The sequence below is a fragment of the Dyella halodurans genome, from assembly GCF_026283925.1.
GTDB classification, from domain to species: domain Bacteria; phylum Pseudomonadota; class Gammaproteobacteria; order Xanthomonadales; family Rhodanobacteraceae; genus Dyella; species Dyella halodurans.
The window spans coordinates 256,043-272,897 of record NZ_JAPDPF010000006.1 but is presented as its reverse complement, the minus strand read 5'-3'; the positions used below and the strand labels follow the sequence as shown (position 1 = coordinate 272,897).

Genomic DNA, 16,855 nt, shown 5'->3' with positions numbered 1-16,855 from the left:
TCGGAAGCCGCGGGCCGCAGGCGGTAGAATGGCGGCATGCATATCTTCAAAGTCTTCCACCTCGAAGCGGCCCATCGACTCCCGAACGTGCCGCTGGGCCACAAGTGCGCGCGCCTGCACGGGCATTCCTTCCGGGTCGAAATTCACGTCGCCGGTGAGCCGGATCCGTCGCTGGGCTGGGTCATGGACTTCGCCGACGTGAAGACGGCCTTCGCGCCGTTGTATGACCAGCTTGATCACCACTACCTCAATGACATCGAGGGGCTGGAGAACCCGACCAGCGAAGTGCTGGCGCGCTGGATCTTCACGCGCCTGGAGCCGCGCCTGCCGGGCCTGGACAAGGTGGTCGTGCACGAGACCTGCACCTCGGGCGCCAGTTGTAGCCGTGACAGCTTTTGACGCGTCGCAAAATTTCATGGTCTCGTCTTAAATTCACGAATTCATTGAAATTTTCGTGACAGGTCGACTCCGTCATAAAAAATATATTGCATTGCAACAAATGACTTGGTAGGCTTCTTCCCACTACCCAAACTCCCGTCGAGGGACCAAGTCATGACGCAGCAACTCAATTCCCAGGTTTTTGCCTACGCCAAGCAGCTGGCTGATAGTGCCTTCAAGGCGCAGTCCCTGGCGCTCAAGGGTCTGGAAAAGGTCGCCGAGCTTCAGATCAAGGCGCTCGAAAAGCAGGCGGAAGTCACTTCTTCCTTCATTACCGAAGCTTTCGAGACCCGCGATGCCGATGGCCTGCGTGCGTTGTGGGAGAAGGGCACCGCTGTCAGCCGCGAGAACGCCGAGCGCGCCGTGGCTGTGACGCAAGAAATCATCGCCGTGACCCAGAAGACCGCCGAGTCGCTGAATGCGCTCGTGCAGGAGCAGCAGCAGGCTGCCAACGACGCCGTGGCGGCGCCGGTGGCCGCGGTCAAGAAAGCCGCTGCAGGCAAGTAATCACGTTTTATCGACGCAACACTTCCCCCCAGTTGCGTCTCAGGGCCGGACTCATGTCCGGCCCTTTTCTTTGTGCGCCGGTGCGCAAAGTGTGAACAAAATCGGCCATGACAAGATGCCGCGGCGCCTGCGACTTGTCGCTGTAAATGCCGCGCTGATATACTTTTTCGGATTGGACCGTGGCCCGTAGCTGGTTCGGTGCCGCCTAGAGCGAAACCGCGCGGGAACCTCAGTGCTCAACAGTCTTGCTTCCGGTCGTCGTTTGGCGCTGCGCATTATCTTGCTGCAGCTCGCCGTAGCGGCGATTGTGGGCCTCGCCTTCCTGACGCAGGGACGCCTCGATGCACTGGCGGCCTTCGCGGGCGCCGCAATCGTGGCGCTGGGTACGTCGCTTCTGGCAGTACGTACTTTCGCCGGATTGAGCGGTGGCGGCATGACGATGGGACGCCTGTTGTCGGGCATGGTCTTAAAGTGGATCGCGATCCTAGGGGGTCTGGTTGCGATCCTGGGTCAATGGAAACTGCCGCCGCTAGCCGCCATCACGGGGCTGGTGGCTGCTTACGCAATAAATCTGCTGGCATTCAGATTCAAGGGTTAACACATGGCAAGCGAGCCGCAGGGCGGGCTAACCGAATACATCCAGCATCACCTTCACCACAACACGGTGAGCCTGGGTGACAGCGCCTTCATGAAGATCCACCTCGATTCGCTGGTGGTGTCCTTCGTGCTGGGTGCCTTGTTCTGCCTGTGGTTCTGGCTGAAAGCCCGCAAGGCAACCTCGGGCGTGCCGTCCAAGGGGCAGGCCTTCGTCGAGATCATCGTCGAGTTCGTCGATACCCAGGTGAAGGACACGTTCCATGGTGATCGCCGTACGGTGACGCCGCTGGCGCTGTCGATCTTCATGTGGGTGGTGTTCCTGAATGCGATGGATCTGCTGCCGCTCGATGCACCGAGCTGGGGCGTGAAGGCTCTCGCCGGCACCGAGACGATGCACCACACCTTCTTCCGCTGGGTGCCGACCGCCGATATCAACACCACCATGGGCCTGGCCCTGGCCGTGTTCTTCATCGTGCTGGGTCACGGCATGAAGGCCAAGGGCGTGGGCGGTTTTGGCTGGGAGCTGATCACGGCGCCTTTCCACGCAGACAACATGATCGTGAAGATCATCCTGATGCCGTTCAACTTTGCATTGAACGTCATCGAATACCTGTCGAAGCCGGTCTCGCTGGCCATGCGACTGTTCGGCAACATGTACGGCGGCGAGCTGGTGTTCATGTTGATCGCCGGCCTGTTTGCGGGCTGGCTGAGCTTCCTGCCGGGCGTGGTCTTCAACACCGCATGGGCGATCTTCCACATCCTGATCATCCTGCTGCAAGCGTTCATCTTCATGATGTTGACGATCGTGTACATCGCCACGGCGCGTGAGCATCACTAAGGCTTTTCTGCTCCATTTCGTTTTTGCTTCATCTTTTGCGTTCTAACCAAAAACCTTTATCGATTCACAGGAGAACACCATGGAACTCATCGCACACGTGCAGGGCCTGACCGCCATTGCCATCGGCATCATCATCGGCCTCGGCGCTCTGGGCGCTTGCTTGGGTATCGCCATCATGGGTTCCAAGTTCCTCGAGTCCGCTGCCCGTCAGCCGGAGCTGGTGCCGCTGCTGCAGGGCCGCATGTTCCTGCTCGCCGGTCTGATCGACGCTGCGTTCATTATCGGTCTGGCCGTGGCCCTGCTGTTTGCGTTCTCGAACCCGCTCATCTCCGTGCTGAAGACCGCCACCGGCGGTTAATCAACGCGACATGAGTCGCCGCAGCGTGCCTGTGCCGCTGCGGCGATCGGCGGTTTAACGCGTTATCGGAGTTAATTGGAAAGCTCATGGATATCAATCTGACTTTCCTGGGCCAGATGGTTTCTTTCGCCATCCTGGTCTGGTTCACCACCAAGTTCATCTGGCCGCAGCTCAATCATGCGATTGAAGAGCGTCAGAAGAAGGTTGCCGATGGTCTGGCCGCCGCTGAAAAGGCGCGCGCCGAACTGAAGGACGCCGACGCCAAGGTCGCCAACGAGATCAAGCAGGCTCGCCAGCAGGCCAACGAAATCATCGAGCGTGCGCAGCAGCAGGCCAACCAGATCGTGGACAAGGCTCGCGCCGAAGCCACGGCCGAGGCGAACCGCCTGAAGGCAGCCGCTGCCGACGAGCTCGTCAGCATGCAGCAGCGTGCGCGCGAAGAACTGCGTGGCTGGGTCGGCCGTCTGGCCGTCCAGGGCGCGGAGAAGATCGTGCAGCGCGAAGTCGATGCCACGGCCCACAAGGCCATGCTCGACCAGCTCGTGGCCGAGATCTAAGCCATGGCCCAGGCAATCACCCTCGCCCGCCCGTATGCGCGTGCCGCCTTCGAACTGGCTCATGAAGCCGGTTCGCTGGGCGCATGGTCGCAGGCGCTGGCTTTCGCTGCGGAAGTGGCGAAGGACCCGCGTGTGGTCGGCCTCGGCAACGATCCGCGCGTGCAGCCTGAACAGCTGGTGGCGCTGCACCTGCCGCAAGGCATGAGCGCCGATGCGCCGTTCGCCCAGTTCCTGGGCGAGCTGGCCGAGCATCGCCGTATGGCCTTGCTGCCGGAAGCGGCTGCGTTGTTCGAGCAGTACAAGCGTGAATCCGAGTCGCAGCTGCTGGTCAAGGTGACCAGCGCGTTTGCGTTGGATGGCGCGCAGGCCGAACAGCTGAAGGCGTCGTTGAAGCGCCGCTTCAAGCGCGAGATCGAGCTGGAGACCAAGGTCGACGCTTCGTTGCTTGGCGGCGTGGTGATCGACACCGGTAGCGAAGTGATCGACGGCTCCGCTCGTGGACGTCTGGCGCGCTTGTCCAGCGCGCTGACGCATTAAAAGTTTTACGCGAAGTCCGTTTCGCGAAGAGCCAAACCGGCCATCCGTGGCCGGACTCTTAAAGAAGCTTAAAAATTCAGGATACCGACCATGTCCAGCACCACTTTGAACCCGTCCGAGATCAGTGAACTGATCAAGAGCCGTATCGAGCAGTTCAAGCTCGGCGCGGAAGCTCGCAACGAAGGCACCATCATCAGCGTGTCCGACGGTATCGTGCGCATCCACGGCCTGGCCGACGTGATGCAGGGCGAAATGATCGAACTGCCGGGCAACTCCTATGCCGTGGCGCTGAACCTCGAGCGTGACTCGGTCGGCGCCGTGGTGCTGGGCGAGTACCAGCACCTGCGCGAAGGTGACGTTGCCAAGACCACCGGCCGCATCCTCGAAGTGCCGATCGGCACCGAGCTGCTCGGCCGCGTCGTCGATGCGCTGGGCAACCCGATCGACGGCAAGGGCCCGATCGAAGCGAAGCTCAGCTCGCCGATCGAGAAGGTTGCGCCGGGCGTGATCTGGCGTAAGTCGGTCGACGAGCCGGTGCAGACCGGTTACAAGTCCGTCGACTCGATGATCCCGATCGGCCGTGGCCAGCGTGAGCTGATCATCGGCGACCGCCAGACCGGCAAGACCGCGCTGGCCATCGACGCGATCATCAACCAGAAAGACTCCGGCATTAAGTGCATCTACGTCGCCATCGGCCAGAAGCGCTCGTCGATCGCCAACGTGGTGCGCAAGCTCGAAGAGAACGGCGCGCTGGCCAACACCATCGTGGTCGTCGCTTCCGCTTCCGAGTCGGCTGCGCTGCAGTACATCGCGCCGTACTCCGGCTGCACCATGGGCGAGTACTTCCGTGATCGCGGCCAGGACGCGCTGATCATCTATGACGATCTGTCCAAGCAGGCCGTGGCCTACCGCCAGATCTCGCTGCTGCTGAAGCGCCCGCCGGGCCGCGAAGCCTATCCGGGCGACGTGTTCTATTTGCACTCGCGCCTGCTCGAGCGCGCTTCCCGCGTCTCCGAGGAGTACGTGGAGAAGTTCACCAACGGTGAAGTGAAGGGCAAGACCGGTTCGCTGACCGCGCTGCCGATCATCGAGACCCAGGCTGGCGACGTGTCCGCGTTCGTGCCGACCAACGTAATTTCGATCACCGACGGCCAGATCTTCCTGGAAACCGACCTGTTCAACGCCGGCATCCGCCCGGCCGTGAACGCCGGTATCTCGGTGTCGCGCGTGGGTGGTGCCGCCCAGACCAAGATCGTGAAGAAGCTGTCCGGCGGCGTGAAGCTGGCCCTGGCGCAGTTCCGCGAGCTGGCTGCGTTTGCGCAGTTCGCTTCGGACCTCGACCCGGCCACCCGCGCCCAGCTGGACCGCGGCCAGCGCGTGACCGAGCTGATGAAGCAGGCGCAGTACGCGCCGCTGTCGATCGCCGAGCTGGCGCTGTCGGTGTACGCCGCCGAGAAGGGCTACCTCGACGACCTGGCGGTGAACAAGGTGCTGCCGTTCGAGAAGGGCCTGCATGCCTTCATGCACCAGAACCATGGCGAGCTGATGAAGAAGATCGTCGCCACCGGTGACTGGAACGGCGAGATCGAAGGCGTCTTCAAGTCCTCGCTGGACGAGTACAAGAAGACCGGTAGCTGGTAAGCAGTAACGGGTGTACAGCCGCCGCATGCGCGGCTGTACAGCACTCCGGCCGAACGGACCGGGATCGCAATCACCCAACAGGTTGAGGCAAACGTGGCAAGCGGACGCGAAATCAAAACCAAGATCAAGAGCACGCAGAACATGCGCAAGGTGACGCGCGCGCTCGAAATGGTCTCGGCCTCGAAGATCCGCAAGGCGCAGGATCTGATGAAGGCCTCGCGCCCCTATGCGCGCGCCATGCGCAAGGTGATCGCGCATGTGGCCCAGGCCAACACCGACTTCAGTCATCCGTTCCTGCAGGAGCGCGAGACCGTCAAGCGCGTGGGCTATCTGGTCATCACCACCGACCGCGGCCTGTGCGGTGGCCTGAACTCCAACCTGTTCCGTCGCCTGCTGCCCAACATCCTCGAATGGCAGGCCAAGGGCGTCGAAGTGGACGTGGTGGCGGTCGGCCAGAAGGCGATCCAGTTCTTCCGCCGCCTCAAGGGCATCAACCTGATCGGCAGCGTCAGCCATCTCGGCGAGAAGCCGAAGCTCGATCAGCTGGTGGGCGTGATCAAGCTCGCGCTGGACGGCTACCTGGCGGGCAAGGTCGACCGTGTGTTCCTGGCCCACAACGACTTCGTCAACACCATGGTGCAGAAGCCGGCCGTGCACGCGCTGCTGCCGCTGGGCGTGGTTGCCGAGGAACTGGGCGTCGTGGCCAGCGAGTCGTCGCCGTCGCCGGATTACCCGGTGGCGGGCCTCAAGCTCGAGCAGAAGCACGACTGGGATTACATCTACGAACCCGATGCCGCCACCGTGCTTGAACACGTGATGGCTCGCTACATCGAGTCGATCGTGTACCAGGGCGTGCTGGAAAACCTCGCCAGCGAGCATGCCGCGCGCATGGTCGCGATGAAGAGCGCGTCGGACAACGCGAACAAGGTGATCGGTGAGCTGACGCTGATTTACAACAAGGCGCGTCAGGCCGCGATCACCCAGGAAATTTCCGAAATCGTCGGTGGTGCAGCTGCGGTGTAACCGCAGCTGCACCCATCAAATTCTGGCGACGCGTAGCGGCGCCGTACCAAACCTAAAAGATCCATCCGGAGCAAATCCATGAGCCAGGGCAAAGTTGTACAGATCATCGGCGCGGTCATCGACGTGGAATTTCCGCGCGATCAGGTGCCGCAGGTTTACGACGCGCTGAAGATCGACGGCACCGATATCACGCTGGAAGTCCAGCAGGTATTGGGTGACGGCATCGTCCGTACCATCGCCCTCGGTTCCACCGGCGGCCTGAAGCGCGGCCTCGTGGCGCGCAACACCGGCGAAGGCATCAAGGTGCCGGTCGGCAAGGCCACGCTGGGCCGCATCATGGACGTGCTGGGCGAGCCGATTGACGAAGCCGGCCCGATCGGCGAGCAGGATCGCTGGGTCATCCATCGCGAAGCGCCGAGCTATGACGACCAGGCTGCTGCGAGCGACTTGCTGGAAACCGGCATCAAGGTGATCGACCTGATGTGCCCGTTCGCCAAGGGCGGCAAGGTCGGCCTGTTCGGCGGCGCCGGCGTCGGCAAGACCGTGAACATGATGGAGCTGATCAACAACATCGCCAAGGCGCACGCGGGTCTGTCCGTGTTCGCCGGCGTGGGTGAGCGTACCCGTGAGGGCAACGACTTCTACCACGAGATGAAGGACTCCAACGTGCTCGACAAGGTCGCGATGGTGTACGGCCAGATGAACGAGCCGCCGGGCAACCGTCTGCGCGTGGCGCTGACCGGCCTGACCATGGCCGAGTACTTCCGCGACGAGAAGGACGAGCACGGCAAGGGCAAGGACGTGCTGCTGTTCGTCGACAACATCTACCGCTACACGCTGGCCGGTACCGAAGTGTCGGCACTGCTCGGCCGCATGCCGTCCGCCGTGGGTTACCAGCCGACACTGGCCGAGGAAATGGGCGTGCTGCAGGAGCGCATCACCTCGACCAAGACCGGTTCGATCACCTCGATCCAGGCCGTGTACGTGCCCGCGGATGACCTTACCGATCCGTCGCCGGCCACCACCTTCGCCCACTTGGATGCGACCGTGGTGCTCTCGCGTAACATCGCCTCGCTCGGTATCTACCCGGCCGTGGATCCGCTGGACTCCACCAGCCGCCAGCTCGATCCGAACGTGATCGGCGCCGAGCACTACGACGTGGCCCGTCGCGTGCAGGGCACGCTGCAGAAGTACAAGGAGCTCAAGGACATCATCGCGATCCTGGGCATGGACGAGCTGTCGGAAGAAGACAAGCTGGCCGTGTCGCGCGCGCGCAAGATCGAGCGCTTCTTCTCGCAGCCGTTCCACGTGGCCGAAGTGTTCACCGGCTCGCCGGGCAAGTACGTGCCGCTGAAGGAAACCATCCGTGGCTTCAAGATGATCGTCGACGGCGACGTGGACCACCTGCCGGAGCAGGCGTTCTACATGGTCGGCGGCATCGACGAGGCCATCAAGAAGGCCGAGGACATGGGCGCCAAGAAGGCCGCCTGATCCCTCGGGGCGGACCCTGTGGTCCGCCCATTGCCTTAAGCATCCGGAATCCGAGTCATGAGCCACACCATTCGCGTCGAAGTCGTCAGTGCCGAAGCCGAGATCTACTCGGGCGAGGCGACGATGGTCGTTGCCACCGGCGAGATCGGCGAGCTGGGCATCACGCCGCGCCACGCGCCGCTGATCACCCGCCTGAAGCCGGGCAAGGTCGTCGTTACCCAGTCGAACGGTGAGAAGGTGGATATCTCCATCACCGGCGGCGGCATTCTCGAAGTGCAGCCGCAGGTCGTCACCGTGCTCGCCGATTCGGCGATCCGCTCCGACGAGATCGACGAGGCTGCCGCCCTGGCTGCCAAGCAGGAAGCCGAGGACGCGCTGGCCAATCGCACCGATGCGGTCGAGATCGCCGATGCCCAGGCCAAGCTGGCCCAGGCACTCACCCAGCTGCAGGCGCTGGAGCGTCTGCGTAAGACCCTCAAGCACTAAGGGGTCTGCCTACCCGCACGCCAGTGGGGGAAGGACATCGAACGCCGGCCTTGGGGCCGGCGTTTTTGTTTATGCTGGCTTGCCACCTTCAGGGAGGTCGCCGCCCATGGATGTGTCATCACCGCGCCGGTTCGGTCCAGCGCCGACTCTCGGCGGTGTCCTGTCTCTCGCTGCCCTGCTGCTGTCAGGCTGTGTCAGCTCACCCTCGGCCAGGCCCGAGGCTCCCCAGCCCGTGGGCGAGACCTCGTACCGCGAGCGGGCTACGGCCGGGATGCAGCACTATCAGCTGGCGCTGGGAGAGATCTCGGCCGGCGCCACGCCGCTCCTCCACCCGGCGCCGGTCTATCCGCCGGCGTTGCTGGCGGCACGCTTGCCACCGCAGGAGGTCGAGGCCCTGCTGGTCGTCGACACCGAGGGCAAGGTGAACGACGTGCGCATTGCCGATGAAGCACAGGCTGACCCGCAGCAGCGGCTGTTTGCCCAGGCCGTGCGCACGGCGGCCGAGCAATGGACCTTCGAGCCGCTGCGCATCAGTCGCTGGGCGGCCGATGCCAACGGCAATCCCCACGAAGTGGACAGCGAGGCGCGCCCTTTCAGCCTGCACTATGTGTTTCATTTCGCCTGGAAGGACGGGAAACCGGTGACCGACGCCAGCGCCCCGCCAGACGCTGGCCGCTAGCCCTTTCCTGGCCATGGAACGGACCGCGGCGTTCCCGCTGGCGGCTGGTATGCTCCGCCGCTAGCCACGACGGGCCAGCCCATGATCAAGAATGCCCCCCTGCACGTCATCGTCCTTGCCGCTGGTGAGGGCAAGCGCATGAAGTCCAAGAAAGCCAAGGTGCTGATGCCGCTGGCCGGCCGCCCCTTGCTGGCGCATGTGCTCGAGGCCGCCCGCGCGTTGCGGCCGCAGGTCATCCACCTGGTTTACGGCCATTGCGGTGACCAGGTACGGGGAGCGTTCGAGGGCCAGCCCGATCTGCACTGGGTGCTGCAGTCGCAGCGGCTGGGCACGGGGCACGCCGTGCGCGAAGCGCTGCTCGATGTTCCTGACGACGCCACGGTGTTGGTGCTGTATGGCGATGTGCCACTGACCCGCGCGCAGACCCTGCAGCAACTGGTGAACGCCGAAGGCACGGTCAGCCTGCTGGCGACCCGCGTCGCCGATCCGCAGGGTTACGGGCGCGTCCTGCGTGACGGCAATGGCTTCGTGCGTGCCGTGGTGGAAGAGAAGGACGCCGACGACGGCCAGCGCGCCGTCAATCTGATCAATACGGGCATCGTGGCCGCCGAGGCGGAGGCGCTGAAGCGCTGGACCTCCAAACTCGATCGCAACAATGCGCAAGGCGAGTACTACCTCACCGATATCTTCGCCATGGCCGCCTCCGAAAATCGCGCCGCGGCCTGCGTGGAATGCGCGGACGAATACGAGGCGGCCGGTGCCAATAATCCCTGGCAGCTGGCCGAGCTCGAAGCGCAGTATCGACTGCGTGCCGCCAAGGCGCTCGCACTGGACGGCGTGCGCATCGTCGACCCTGCACGCATCGACGTACGTGGCACGGTGACGGCAGGTATGGACGTCGACATCGATATCGACGTCATTCTCGAAGGCGAGGTATCGCTGGGCGAGGACGTGCGGATCGGCGCCTTCACGCGCCTGAAGAATGTCAGCCTTGCCGCTGGCACCGTGGTGCATTCGCACTGCGACCTGGAAGGCGTGGTGACGCACGGGCCTTGCATCATCGGTCCGTATGCGCGCTTGCGCCCGGGTACCGAACTCGCCGCCGGCGTGCATATCGGGAATTTCGTCGAGACCAAGAAAGCGCAACTTGGCGAGGGCAGCAAGGCCAATCACCTGAGCTATCTCGGCGACACCGTGATCGGCAGCGGCGTGAACATCGGCGCCGGCACCATCACCTGCAACTACGACGGCGTCAACAAGAGCCTCACCACCATTGGCGATGGCGCCTTCATCGGTTCCAACAGCGCCTTGGTGGCGCCGGTGAGCATCGGCGCCCAGGCCACCATTGGCGCGGGCTCGGTGATCGGCAAGCATGCGCCGGCCGGTGAGCTGACGATTGCGCGCGCCCGCCAGGTAACGCTGCAAGGCTGGCATCGCCCGACCAAGAAATAAGCGGCAGGATCGAGTTGGCCGCGGGGAATCCGGCTCAGGCGCTCCCGCGCCGCGTCGGCAATACCGGCGACGAACAGAGGGGCCGGCAAACCCGCATTTGCACGCAGATGCAGTGCCTGTCCGCGAGTTCCGGCGTTACGCGTAACGCCAGCCGTCGAGTTCCACCAGCAACTCCTGCCTGCAGATGTCGCCATGCAGCAGCAGCACGGGCACGCCCGGCAGGCGGTGCTGCAGGAAGTCGCGCACATGCGGCGCGTCGGTCGGGTGTCGCACATAGGCCTTGAGCGGCGACTGCGTGTCGAATCCGGCCTTCATGCCGGCGCTGGCAAGCAAGGCCTCCAGGTTGGTCAGCGTTTCGTCGAGCTGGGCTTGCAGGTCGTCCTGATGCGCCGAGGCATGGCCGACCACGGCGGCCGTGCCTGAGATGGCCAGCGCGTCCTGTGCCGGCAAGGCCATGGCGCGGGCGAATCGGGGCGTCGTGCGGCCATATTGGCGTGGGTAGTGCCAGGCGCTGACCTGGCGCGGATTTTCCACCCTCAGGCCGGGTTGGTCGCCGGCGAGCAGGTAGACCTGCAGGCGTGCTTCGCCGGCATGGTGGCCAATGGCAGTCGCCGCGGGAAAGCCATCGGCGAAGAACCCGCCCATGCCCTCGACCCGGCCGTCGCAGAACTGCTTGTAGCGCTCGTTGTCGCCCTCGCCCAGGTTGATCGCGCCCAGGTAATTCCAGATGCGTTGCACATGGCGTTCGCCGCGGGTCGCCAGAAAGGCGCACAAGGCCGCATAGGCAGCGGCGCTGGCGCCGCGGGTGCCGTCATGGGCGCGCTCGTCCAGCTCGATGGCGGCGAACAGCCAGCCGTCGCCAGCGGACCAGCGCAGCTCGCCCGCGCGACCATGGGTTACCGGCCCGTTCACCTGCCAGATTTCCAGCGGCGCCGGCGCATCGAAGCACTCAAGATCCACCCCCAGCCAGCGTGGATCGGCGCTGCGGGTGGCGCCGGCCCCAAAGCCGAAGACGGCCAGCGTGCCCGGCTCGTGCAGGACCGCCTCGGGGTCGGCATTGCGGTAAGACACCCTTGGTGCGCGCCGCAGCGTGGGCCGGGCGACCGCGTTTTCACAACCCTGAACCATGGAGTGCAACCGAGGGAGACGGGGGCGCTATGTTACACTTGTCGACCGCTGCCTCTGGGGGAGAGGCGCCAGTAACGAGTACGAAAGGGCATGGCCGAGCAGAGCACCCCACAACACCAGCTGGCTACCTTGATTGTGGAATGCCTCAATCTGGAGGCAGTGACGCCGGATCAGATCGATCCTGATGCGCCCCTGTTCGGCGGCGATCTCGGCCTGGATTCCATCGATGCGCTGGAGATCGCGCTGGCCGTGTCCAAGCGTTACGGTTTTCAGCTGCGCTCGGACAATCCGGAAAACCGCCAGATTTTTACCAGCCTGCGTACGCTGTCCGAACACATCGAACAGCACCGGGCGGCCTGACCCGCATGGGGCACGATGCGGTCAGATCCTGCAGCCTTCCGTCGCCGTCGCCCCTCTAAGGAACAGGCAGATCCAGTCATGTCGCGCTCCTGCCTCCTTGCTTCGGATGACTATGCCATGGCGGCCCGTTGGCCCCGGTGGGCGCCTGGTAACGGATCTGCGTTGCCATGAGCAGCACCGTCTTCCAGCGCGAGATCTGCGTGGCGGCGGATCATCCCAGCCTGCCCGGTCACTTCCCTGGCGCGCCGCTGGTGCCGGGCGTGGTGCTGCTGGAGCACGTGGCGCTGGCGTTGCGGGAGTGGCGCGACGTACGCCTGGCGCGCGTGCTGGAAGCGAAGTTCATGGCGCCATTGCTGCCGGATCAACATGCCACGCTGGACCTGGTCGACGCAGCCGGCGGCGTGCGCTTTGAAATACGCCGCGACGGCGCCTTGCTGGCGCGTGGCCTGATCGAGGGGGCGCCGTGAGCGAACACTGGCAGAGTCGCCCTGAAGGTGGTGGACGCTTTGCGTTGTGGCTGATCCGCACGATTGCCTTGCATGGTGGTCGCCCACTTGGCCGTCTATGCCTCTATCCGATCACGCTTTATTTCTTCCTGCGGCGTGGGCCTGAGCGGCTCGCCTCGCGGCGCTTCCTGGAGCGCGTGCTGGCCCGGCCGGTATCCACCTGGCAGGTGATGAAGCACATCCACAGCTTTGCCGCGACGATTCTGGATCGGATCTTCCTGCTGGCGCACGGCGAGAAAGGCTTCGATATTTCGGTCGAAGGGCTGGACGAGCTCGAGGCCTGCCTCGCCCAGGGGCGTGGCATGCTGCTGTTGGGAACCCATCAGGGAAGCTTCGAAGCCTTGCGCGCGCTGGGTTCGCGCCGGCCGGAGGTTTCGCTGCGCGTCGTGCTGGACAAGCAGAAGACGCCAGCCATGACCGAGTTGCTCGAAGCGCTCGCTCCCGAAGTCGGCGACCAGGTGATCGATGCATCGCTCGGTGGCGCGTCGATCACGCTCGCCATCGCCGAAGCCTGCGAGCAGGGCGCCATGGTGGCCTTGCTGGCCGACCGTGGGCGCGAGCACGAAGTGTTGCGGCGTACGCCCTTCCTCGGCGCACCCGCGCCGTTCCCGGTGGGTCCCTGGTTGCTGGCTCATTCGCTGAAAGTGCCGGTGATGCTGTGCTTCGGACTGTACGAAGGCGGCAACCGCTACCGCCTCATCTTCGAAGCGTTCGCCGAACGCGTGGAGATTCCGCGCCATGAGCGCGCGCAAGCGCTGGACGCGGTCATCGCCCGTTACGCCCGTCGCGTGGAACATTACGCCCAGGTTGCCCCCTACAACTGGTTCAATTTCTATGATTTCTGGCAGCAAGATGCTGGTGTTCCTGGGTGGAACGATGCTGTCGCTGTGCGCGAACGCGTCGGCGCCTGAAGACGCCGCCACGGCGCGCGTGCTGGTGAACTCGCTGGGTCGTCCTGCACCTGCGCGCACGGCGTTCGCCGAGGCGCGCTTCCTCAAGCTGCTGGACCAACCGCTGGTGGTGTCGGGCGAGCTGGCCTGGCTGGGCGGCGATCGCCTTGAGCGCCGCGTGGATCATCCGAATCGCGAAGTCTCGAGCATCGCCGACGGCGAGGTCACCCAGCAGCGCGAGGGCCGTCCGCCGCGTCGCTTCTCGCTCAAGCGCGCGCCGCAGCTACAGATCATGCTCGACAGTTTCGTCGCCTTGCTCGGCGGCGATTCCGAACGCCTGGAGCAGGCCTTTGCGATCCAGCACACCGTCAACGACACCAAGCGCTGGACCCTGACGCTTACGCCGCGCGACCCGACCCTGCTGCGCACGGTCAGTCGCATCGAGATCGACGGCCAAGGCAATGAGCCGCGCTGCATGCGCATGCAGGAGACGGACGGCGATCTCGCCATCGACCTGCTCGGTGAGCTCGCCGCCAGCATGCCGGTGACGCCTACGCGCGAAGCGCTGGTGGCGCTCTGCCACGGCGGATGAGCATGCAACGCCGCGGGCGCCTGCTCCTCCTGGTGCTGTGGCTGGCGACCCTGGCCGCACTGGGCTGGATGGTGTCCCAGCGCCTACGCATCAGCACCGACTTGCGCAGCTTCATGCCGGCGCCGACCACGCCCGATCAGCGCCTGTTGATGGAGCAGGTTGGCGAAGGTCCCGGCTCACGGTTGTTGCTGCTGGCCATCGCCGGCAAATCCGACGAGCAACTCGCGACGCTGAGCCAGGGCCTGGTGGCGGCGCTGCGCGGAGACCCTCGCTACAGCCAGGTGCTCAACGGCAGTTTCGACATCGCCTCGCTCGACGACAGGCTGCTGCCCTACCGCTATCTGCTGTCGCCGACGCTGGACACCCAGCGCATGGATGCCGCCTTCCTGCGCGACGAACTGCAGCAACGGCTGGAAGATCTGTCCTCGCCGGCGGCCAGCTTGCTGAAGGGTCTGCTGCCGCGCGATCCCACGCTTGAAGTGCTGAAGCTGGCCGAGCGCTGGACGCCGCCGACGTCGCCGGAGGTGCGCAACGGCGTGTGGTTTTCGGCGCAGCACGAGGCCTTGCTGCTGGTGCAGACGCAGGCGCCAGGCTTTGATCCCGATGCACAGTCAATCGCCATCGACGGCATTCGTCGCGCCTTCGACGCGCTGCCCGGCCACCAGGGCGCCACGCTTGCGCTGAGCGGTCCTGGGTATTTCAGCGTGCTGGTGAACGCGCAGACACGCGCCCAGGCCGAGTGGATCGGTCGCATCTCCACCGTGGGTTTCGTCCTGTTGTTGTTGTTGGCTTATCGCAGTGTCAGTTCGCTACTGCTGTCGGCCCTGCCGATCGCCAGCGCCGCACTGGTGGGTATCGCCGCCTTGGTGTGGTTGTTTCCTGAAGTGCACGGCATCACGCTGGCGTTTGGCTTCACCCTGCTGGGCGTGGCGCAGGAGTATCCGATACGCGTCCTCAGCCATCGCCGCGCTGGCGAGGACGCCGTGCAAAGCGTGCGTGATTTGTGGCCGTTGTTGCTGACGGCCATCGCATCGGCCTGCATCGCCTATGCCGCGTTCTACGCCTCGGGCGTGAATGGACTGCGTCAGCTGGCGGTGTTCACCGTCACCGGGCTGCTGGTGGCGGGATTCAGCACGCGCTATCTGCTGCCTTATCTGCTGCCTGAGCGGGTTCGTGACGTGGCCGACATGCGCTGGCTGGTCGCCACGCGCCGTTTCGTCGATGCATTGCCGCGGCCGCGCTGGATACCGCTGCTGGTCGCGCTGGCAACCGTGTTGATGTTGGTCTTTGCGCAAGGCCCGTTCTGGCAAAACGATCTGTCTGCGCTTACGCCCTTGCCGCGGGACCTGTTGCAGCGCGACGCGCGCCTGCGCGAGGCCCTGGGTGCACCGGATGTGCGCTACCTGTTGGTCCTGGCCTCTTCGAGTGACGAAGGGGTGTTGGAGTTGTCCGAGCGCATCGAGCCGGCGATCGCGGCGCTGGTGGCGCGACATGTGGTGGATACCGTCGAGTTGCCGTCGCGCTATCTCCCCAGCGCGGCCGTGCAGCGTGAGCGCCAGCAGAAACTGCCGGCTCGCGACGCATTGCAGCAGGCGCTGGACGAGGCCTTGCAAGGCATGCCGTTCAAGCCCGGCCTGTTCGCCCCGTTCGTCGATGATGTGCAGCGGGCACGCGAATCGCCGCCGCTCACACCGGCTCGTTTTGCGGCGTCACCCTTGGGGCAGCGTCTGGCGGCCATGTTGGTGCAGCGAGATGACCAGTGGTTGGGCCTGGCCACGCTGAGCGGGTTGCACGACGTGGCCGCGATGCAGGCATGGGTGAAGGAAAACGGTGGAGCCGTGCGTCTGCTCGATCTGAAGGATGCCGCGGAGTCCTTGGTGGCCGATTATCGCGCACGCATCCTGCATGCCTTGCTGGCCGCCGCGGTGCTGCTGGTGCTGGTCATCTCCTTCGCTTTGCGCAGCGTTCGGCGCGCCTGGCACGTACTGGCGCCGATGACCCTGGCCACCTTCCTGGTGCTGGCGGTCGAGCGCATGGCCGGCGTCGAGATCTCGCTGTTCCATCTGGTGGCACTGATCCTCGCGGCCGGCCTCGGGCTGCACTACGCGCTGTTCTTTGAGCGCGACACCGGCGATGCGGCCGAACAGCGGCGCACCCTGCATGCCACCCTGGTCTGCGTGCTGTCGGCCCTGCTGGTGTTTGGGATGCTCGCCTGGAGCTCGATTCCCGTGCTGCGTGCCATCGGGCTGACGGTGAGCCTTGGCGTGGCCTTCCATTTCTGCCTTTCGATCCTCATGGCTCCGCATGCTCGCAAAGACTGACTGGGCGCATCTCATCCCTCACCAGGGCGCGATGTGCCTGTTGGATGCCGTGCTGGCATGGGATGCCACCAGCATCCACGCGACGAGCCGTGGTCATGCCAGCGTCGACCATCCATTGCGCGCGCAGGATCGCCTGCATGCGGTCAACCTGGTCGAGTGTGGCGCGCAGGCCATGGCGGTGCACAGCGCACTGTTAACGCGTGACCGTGGCGTGCTGGAGCCGCGCCGGGGCCGTCTGGTCAGCGTGCGCGACGTGACGCTTACAGTCGAGTTCGTCGATGAGCTGGATGGGCATTTGGACGTCCATGTGCAGTGCCTGTATGCCGACGATACCGGTGCGCAATATGCGTTCCGGGTGGAACATCGTGGTCATGTGCTGGCCAGCGGACGGGCTGCCGTGATCCATCCCGTCGCGTGATCGATAACGGCTGGCTTGCACCCGGCGACAGCGCCG

20 protein-coding genes are annotated in these 16,855 nt (G+C 64.6%); 19 read left to right on the top strand and 1 reads right to left on the bottom strand.

Annotated features, from left to right (window positions below; translation table 11 throughout):
- The first annotated feature begins 36 nt into the window (after positions 1-36).
- The 13 genes from queD (at position 37) to glmU (ending at position 10,604) form a co-directional block, all read left to right on the top strand.
- Complete coding sequence (gene queD / locus OUZ49_RS13885) at positions 37-399, top strand: 6-carboxytetrahydropterin synthase QueD (protein WP_266151071.1); 363 nt, start codon at positions 37-39, stop codon at positions 397-399.
- Between the two features lie 153 nt (positions 400-552).
- Positions 553-945 (top strand): phasin family protein, encoded by a 393-nt coding sequence (locus OUZ49_RS13880; RefSeq protein ID WP_266151070.1) that lies wholly within the window; start codon positions 553-555, stop codon positions 943-945.
- Between the two features lie 232 nt (positions 946-1,177).
- Positions 1,178-1,543, top strand: a complete 366-nt coding sequence (locus tag OUZ49_RS13875; RefSeq protein WP_266151069.1) for a hypothetical protein — start codon at positions 1,178-1,180, stop codon at positions 1,541-1,543.
- Between the two features lie 3 nt (positions 1,544-1,546).
- Entirely contained in the window at positions 1,547-2,380 is an 834-nt protein-coding gene (gene atpB, locus OUZ49_RS13870) for a F0F1 ATP synthase subunit A (protein WP_266151068.1), read from the top strand.
- A 79-nt stretch (positions 2,381-2,459) separates the two neighbouring features.
- A complete protein-coding gene (atpE, locus tag OUZ49_RS13865; RefSeq protein ID WP_266151067.1) occupies positions 2,460-2,738 on the top strand; it encodes a F0F1 ATP synthase subunit C in 279 nt (92 codons plus the stop codon).
- Between the two features lie 86 nt (positions 2,739-2,824).
- Positions 2,825-3,295, top strand: a complete 471-nt coding sequence (locus OUZ49_RS13860; RefSeq protein WP_266151065.1) for a F0F1 ATP synthase subunit B — start codon at positions 2,825-2,827, stop codon at positions 3,293-3,295.
- A 3-nt stretch (positions 3,296-3,298) separates the two neighbouring features.
- Entirely contained in the window at positions 3,299-3,832 is a 534-nt protein-coding gene (locus OUZ49_RS13855) for a F0F1 ATP synthase subunit delta (protein ID WP_266151064.1), read from the top strand.
- Between the two features lie 90 nt (positions 3,833-3,922).
- The gene (gene atpA / locus OUZ49_RS13850) at positions 3,923-5,473 is read left to right on the top strand and encodes a F0F1 ATP synthase subunit alpha (protein WP_266151063.1); all 1,551 of its coding nucleotides are present in this window, start codon (positions 3,923-3,925) and stop codon (positions 5,471-5,473) included.
- A gap of 93 nt (positions 5,474-5,566) precedes the next feature.
- Positions 5,567-6,496 carry a F0F1 ATP synthase subunit gamma gene (atpG, locus tag OUZ49_RS13845; protein ID WP_266151061.1) on the top strand — a complete coding sequence of 310 codons (930 nt, stop codon included), beginning with the start codon at positions 5,567-5,569 and terminating at the stop codon, positions 6,494-6,496.
- A 78-nt stretch (positions 6,497-6,574) separates the two neighbouring features.
- Positions 6,575-7,987 carry a F0F1 ATP synthase subunit beta gene (gene atpD, locus OUZ49_RS13840; protein ID WP_266151060.1) on the top strand — a complete coding sequence of 471 codons (1,413 nt, stop codon included), beginning with the start codon at positions 6,575-6,577 and terminating at the stop codon, positions 7,985-7,987.
- A gap of 57 nt (positions 7,988-8,044) precedes the next feature.
- Positions 8,045-8,473: a F0F1 ATP synthase subunit epsilon gene (locus OUZ49_RS13835; protein WP_266151058.1), complete on the top strand. Its 429-nt coding sequence runs from the start codon at positions 8,045-8,047 to the stop codon at positions 8,471-8,473.
- Positions 8,474-8,705: 232 nt separating this feature from the next.
- A complete protein-coding gene (locus OUZ49_RS13830) occupies positions 8,706-9,152 on the top strand; it encodes an energy transducer TonB (protein WP_266151057.1) in 447 nt (148 codons plus the stop codon).
- Between the two features lie 84 nt (positions 9,153-9,236).
- Positions 9,237-10,604: a bifunctional UDP-N-acetylglucosamine diphosphorylase/glucosamine-1-phosphate N-acetyltransferase GlmU gene (gene glmU / locus OUZ49_RS13825; protein ID WP_266151100.1), complete on the top strand. Its 1,368-nt coding sequence runs from the start codon at positions 9,237-9,239 to the stop codon at positions 10,602-10,604.
- Positions 10,605-10,739: 135 nt separating this feature from the next.
- On the opposite strand, the gene OUZ49_RS13820 is transcribed toward glmU, so the two are convergent.
- On the bottom strand, positions 10,740-11,732 hold the full coding sequence (locus OUZ49_RS13820) for a chorismate transformation FkbO/Hyg5 family protein (RefSeq protein ID WP_266151056.1): 993 nt from the start codon (positions 11,730-11,732) through the stop codon (positions 10,740-10,742).
- Positions 11,733-11,822: 90 nt separating this feature from the next.
- Here OUZ49_RS13820 and OUZ49_RS13815 point away from each other — a divergent pair, with 90 nt between their 5' ends.
- The 6 genes from OUZ49_RS13815 to OUZ49_RS13790 all read left to right on the top strand — a co-directional run bounded on the left by OUZ49_RS13815 (position 11,823) and on the right by OUZ49_RS13790 (position 16,819).
- Positions 11,823-12,092: a phosphopantetheine-binding protein gene (locus tag OUZ49_RS13815; RefSeq protein WP_266151054.1), complete on the top strand. Its 270-nt coding sequence runs from the start codon at positions 11,823-11,825 to the stop codon at positions 12,090-12,092.
- A gap of 167 nt (positions 12,093-12,259) precedes the next feature.
- Positions 12,260-12,559 (top strand): ApeI family dehydratase, encoded by a 300-nt coding sequence (locus OUZ49_RS13810; RefSeq protein WP_266151053.1) that lies wholly within the window; start codon positions 12,260-12,262, stop codon positions 12,557-12,559.
- Positions 12,556-13,509, top strand: a complete 954-nt coding sequence (locus OUZ49_RS13805) for a lysophospholipid acyltransferase family protein (RefSeq protein ID WP_266151052.1) — start codon at positions 12,556-12,558, stop codon at positions 13,507-13,509. The genes OUZ49_RS13810 and OUZ49_RS13805 overlap by 4 nt, the downstream gene beginning before the upstream one ends.
- On the top strand, positions 13,433-14,080 hold the full coding sequence (locus tag OUZ49_RS13800; protein WP_266151051.1) for a LolA-related protein: 648 nt from the start codon (positions 13,433-13,435) through the stop codon (positions 14,078-14,080). The genes OUZ49_RS13805 and OUZ49_RS13800 overlap by 77 nt, the downstream gene beginning before the upstream one ends.
- A gap of 2 nt (positions 14,081-14,082) precedes the next feature.
- Entirely contained in the window at positions 14,083-16,401 is a 2,319-nt protein-coding gene (locus tag OUZ49_RS13795) for an MMPL family transporter (protein ID WP_266151050.1), read from the top strand.
- Entirely contained in the window at positions 16,385-16,819 is a 435-nt protein-coding gene (locus tag OUZ49_RS13790; RefSeq protein WP_266151049.1) for a hotdog family protein, read from the top strand. Before OUZ49_RS13795 ends, OUZ49_RS13790 begins: the two co-directional genes overlap by 17 nt.
- The last annotated feature ends 36 nt before the right edge of the window (positions 16,820-16,855 follow it).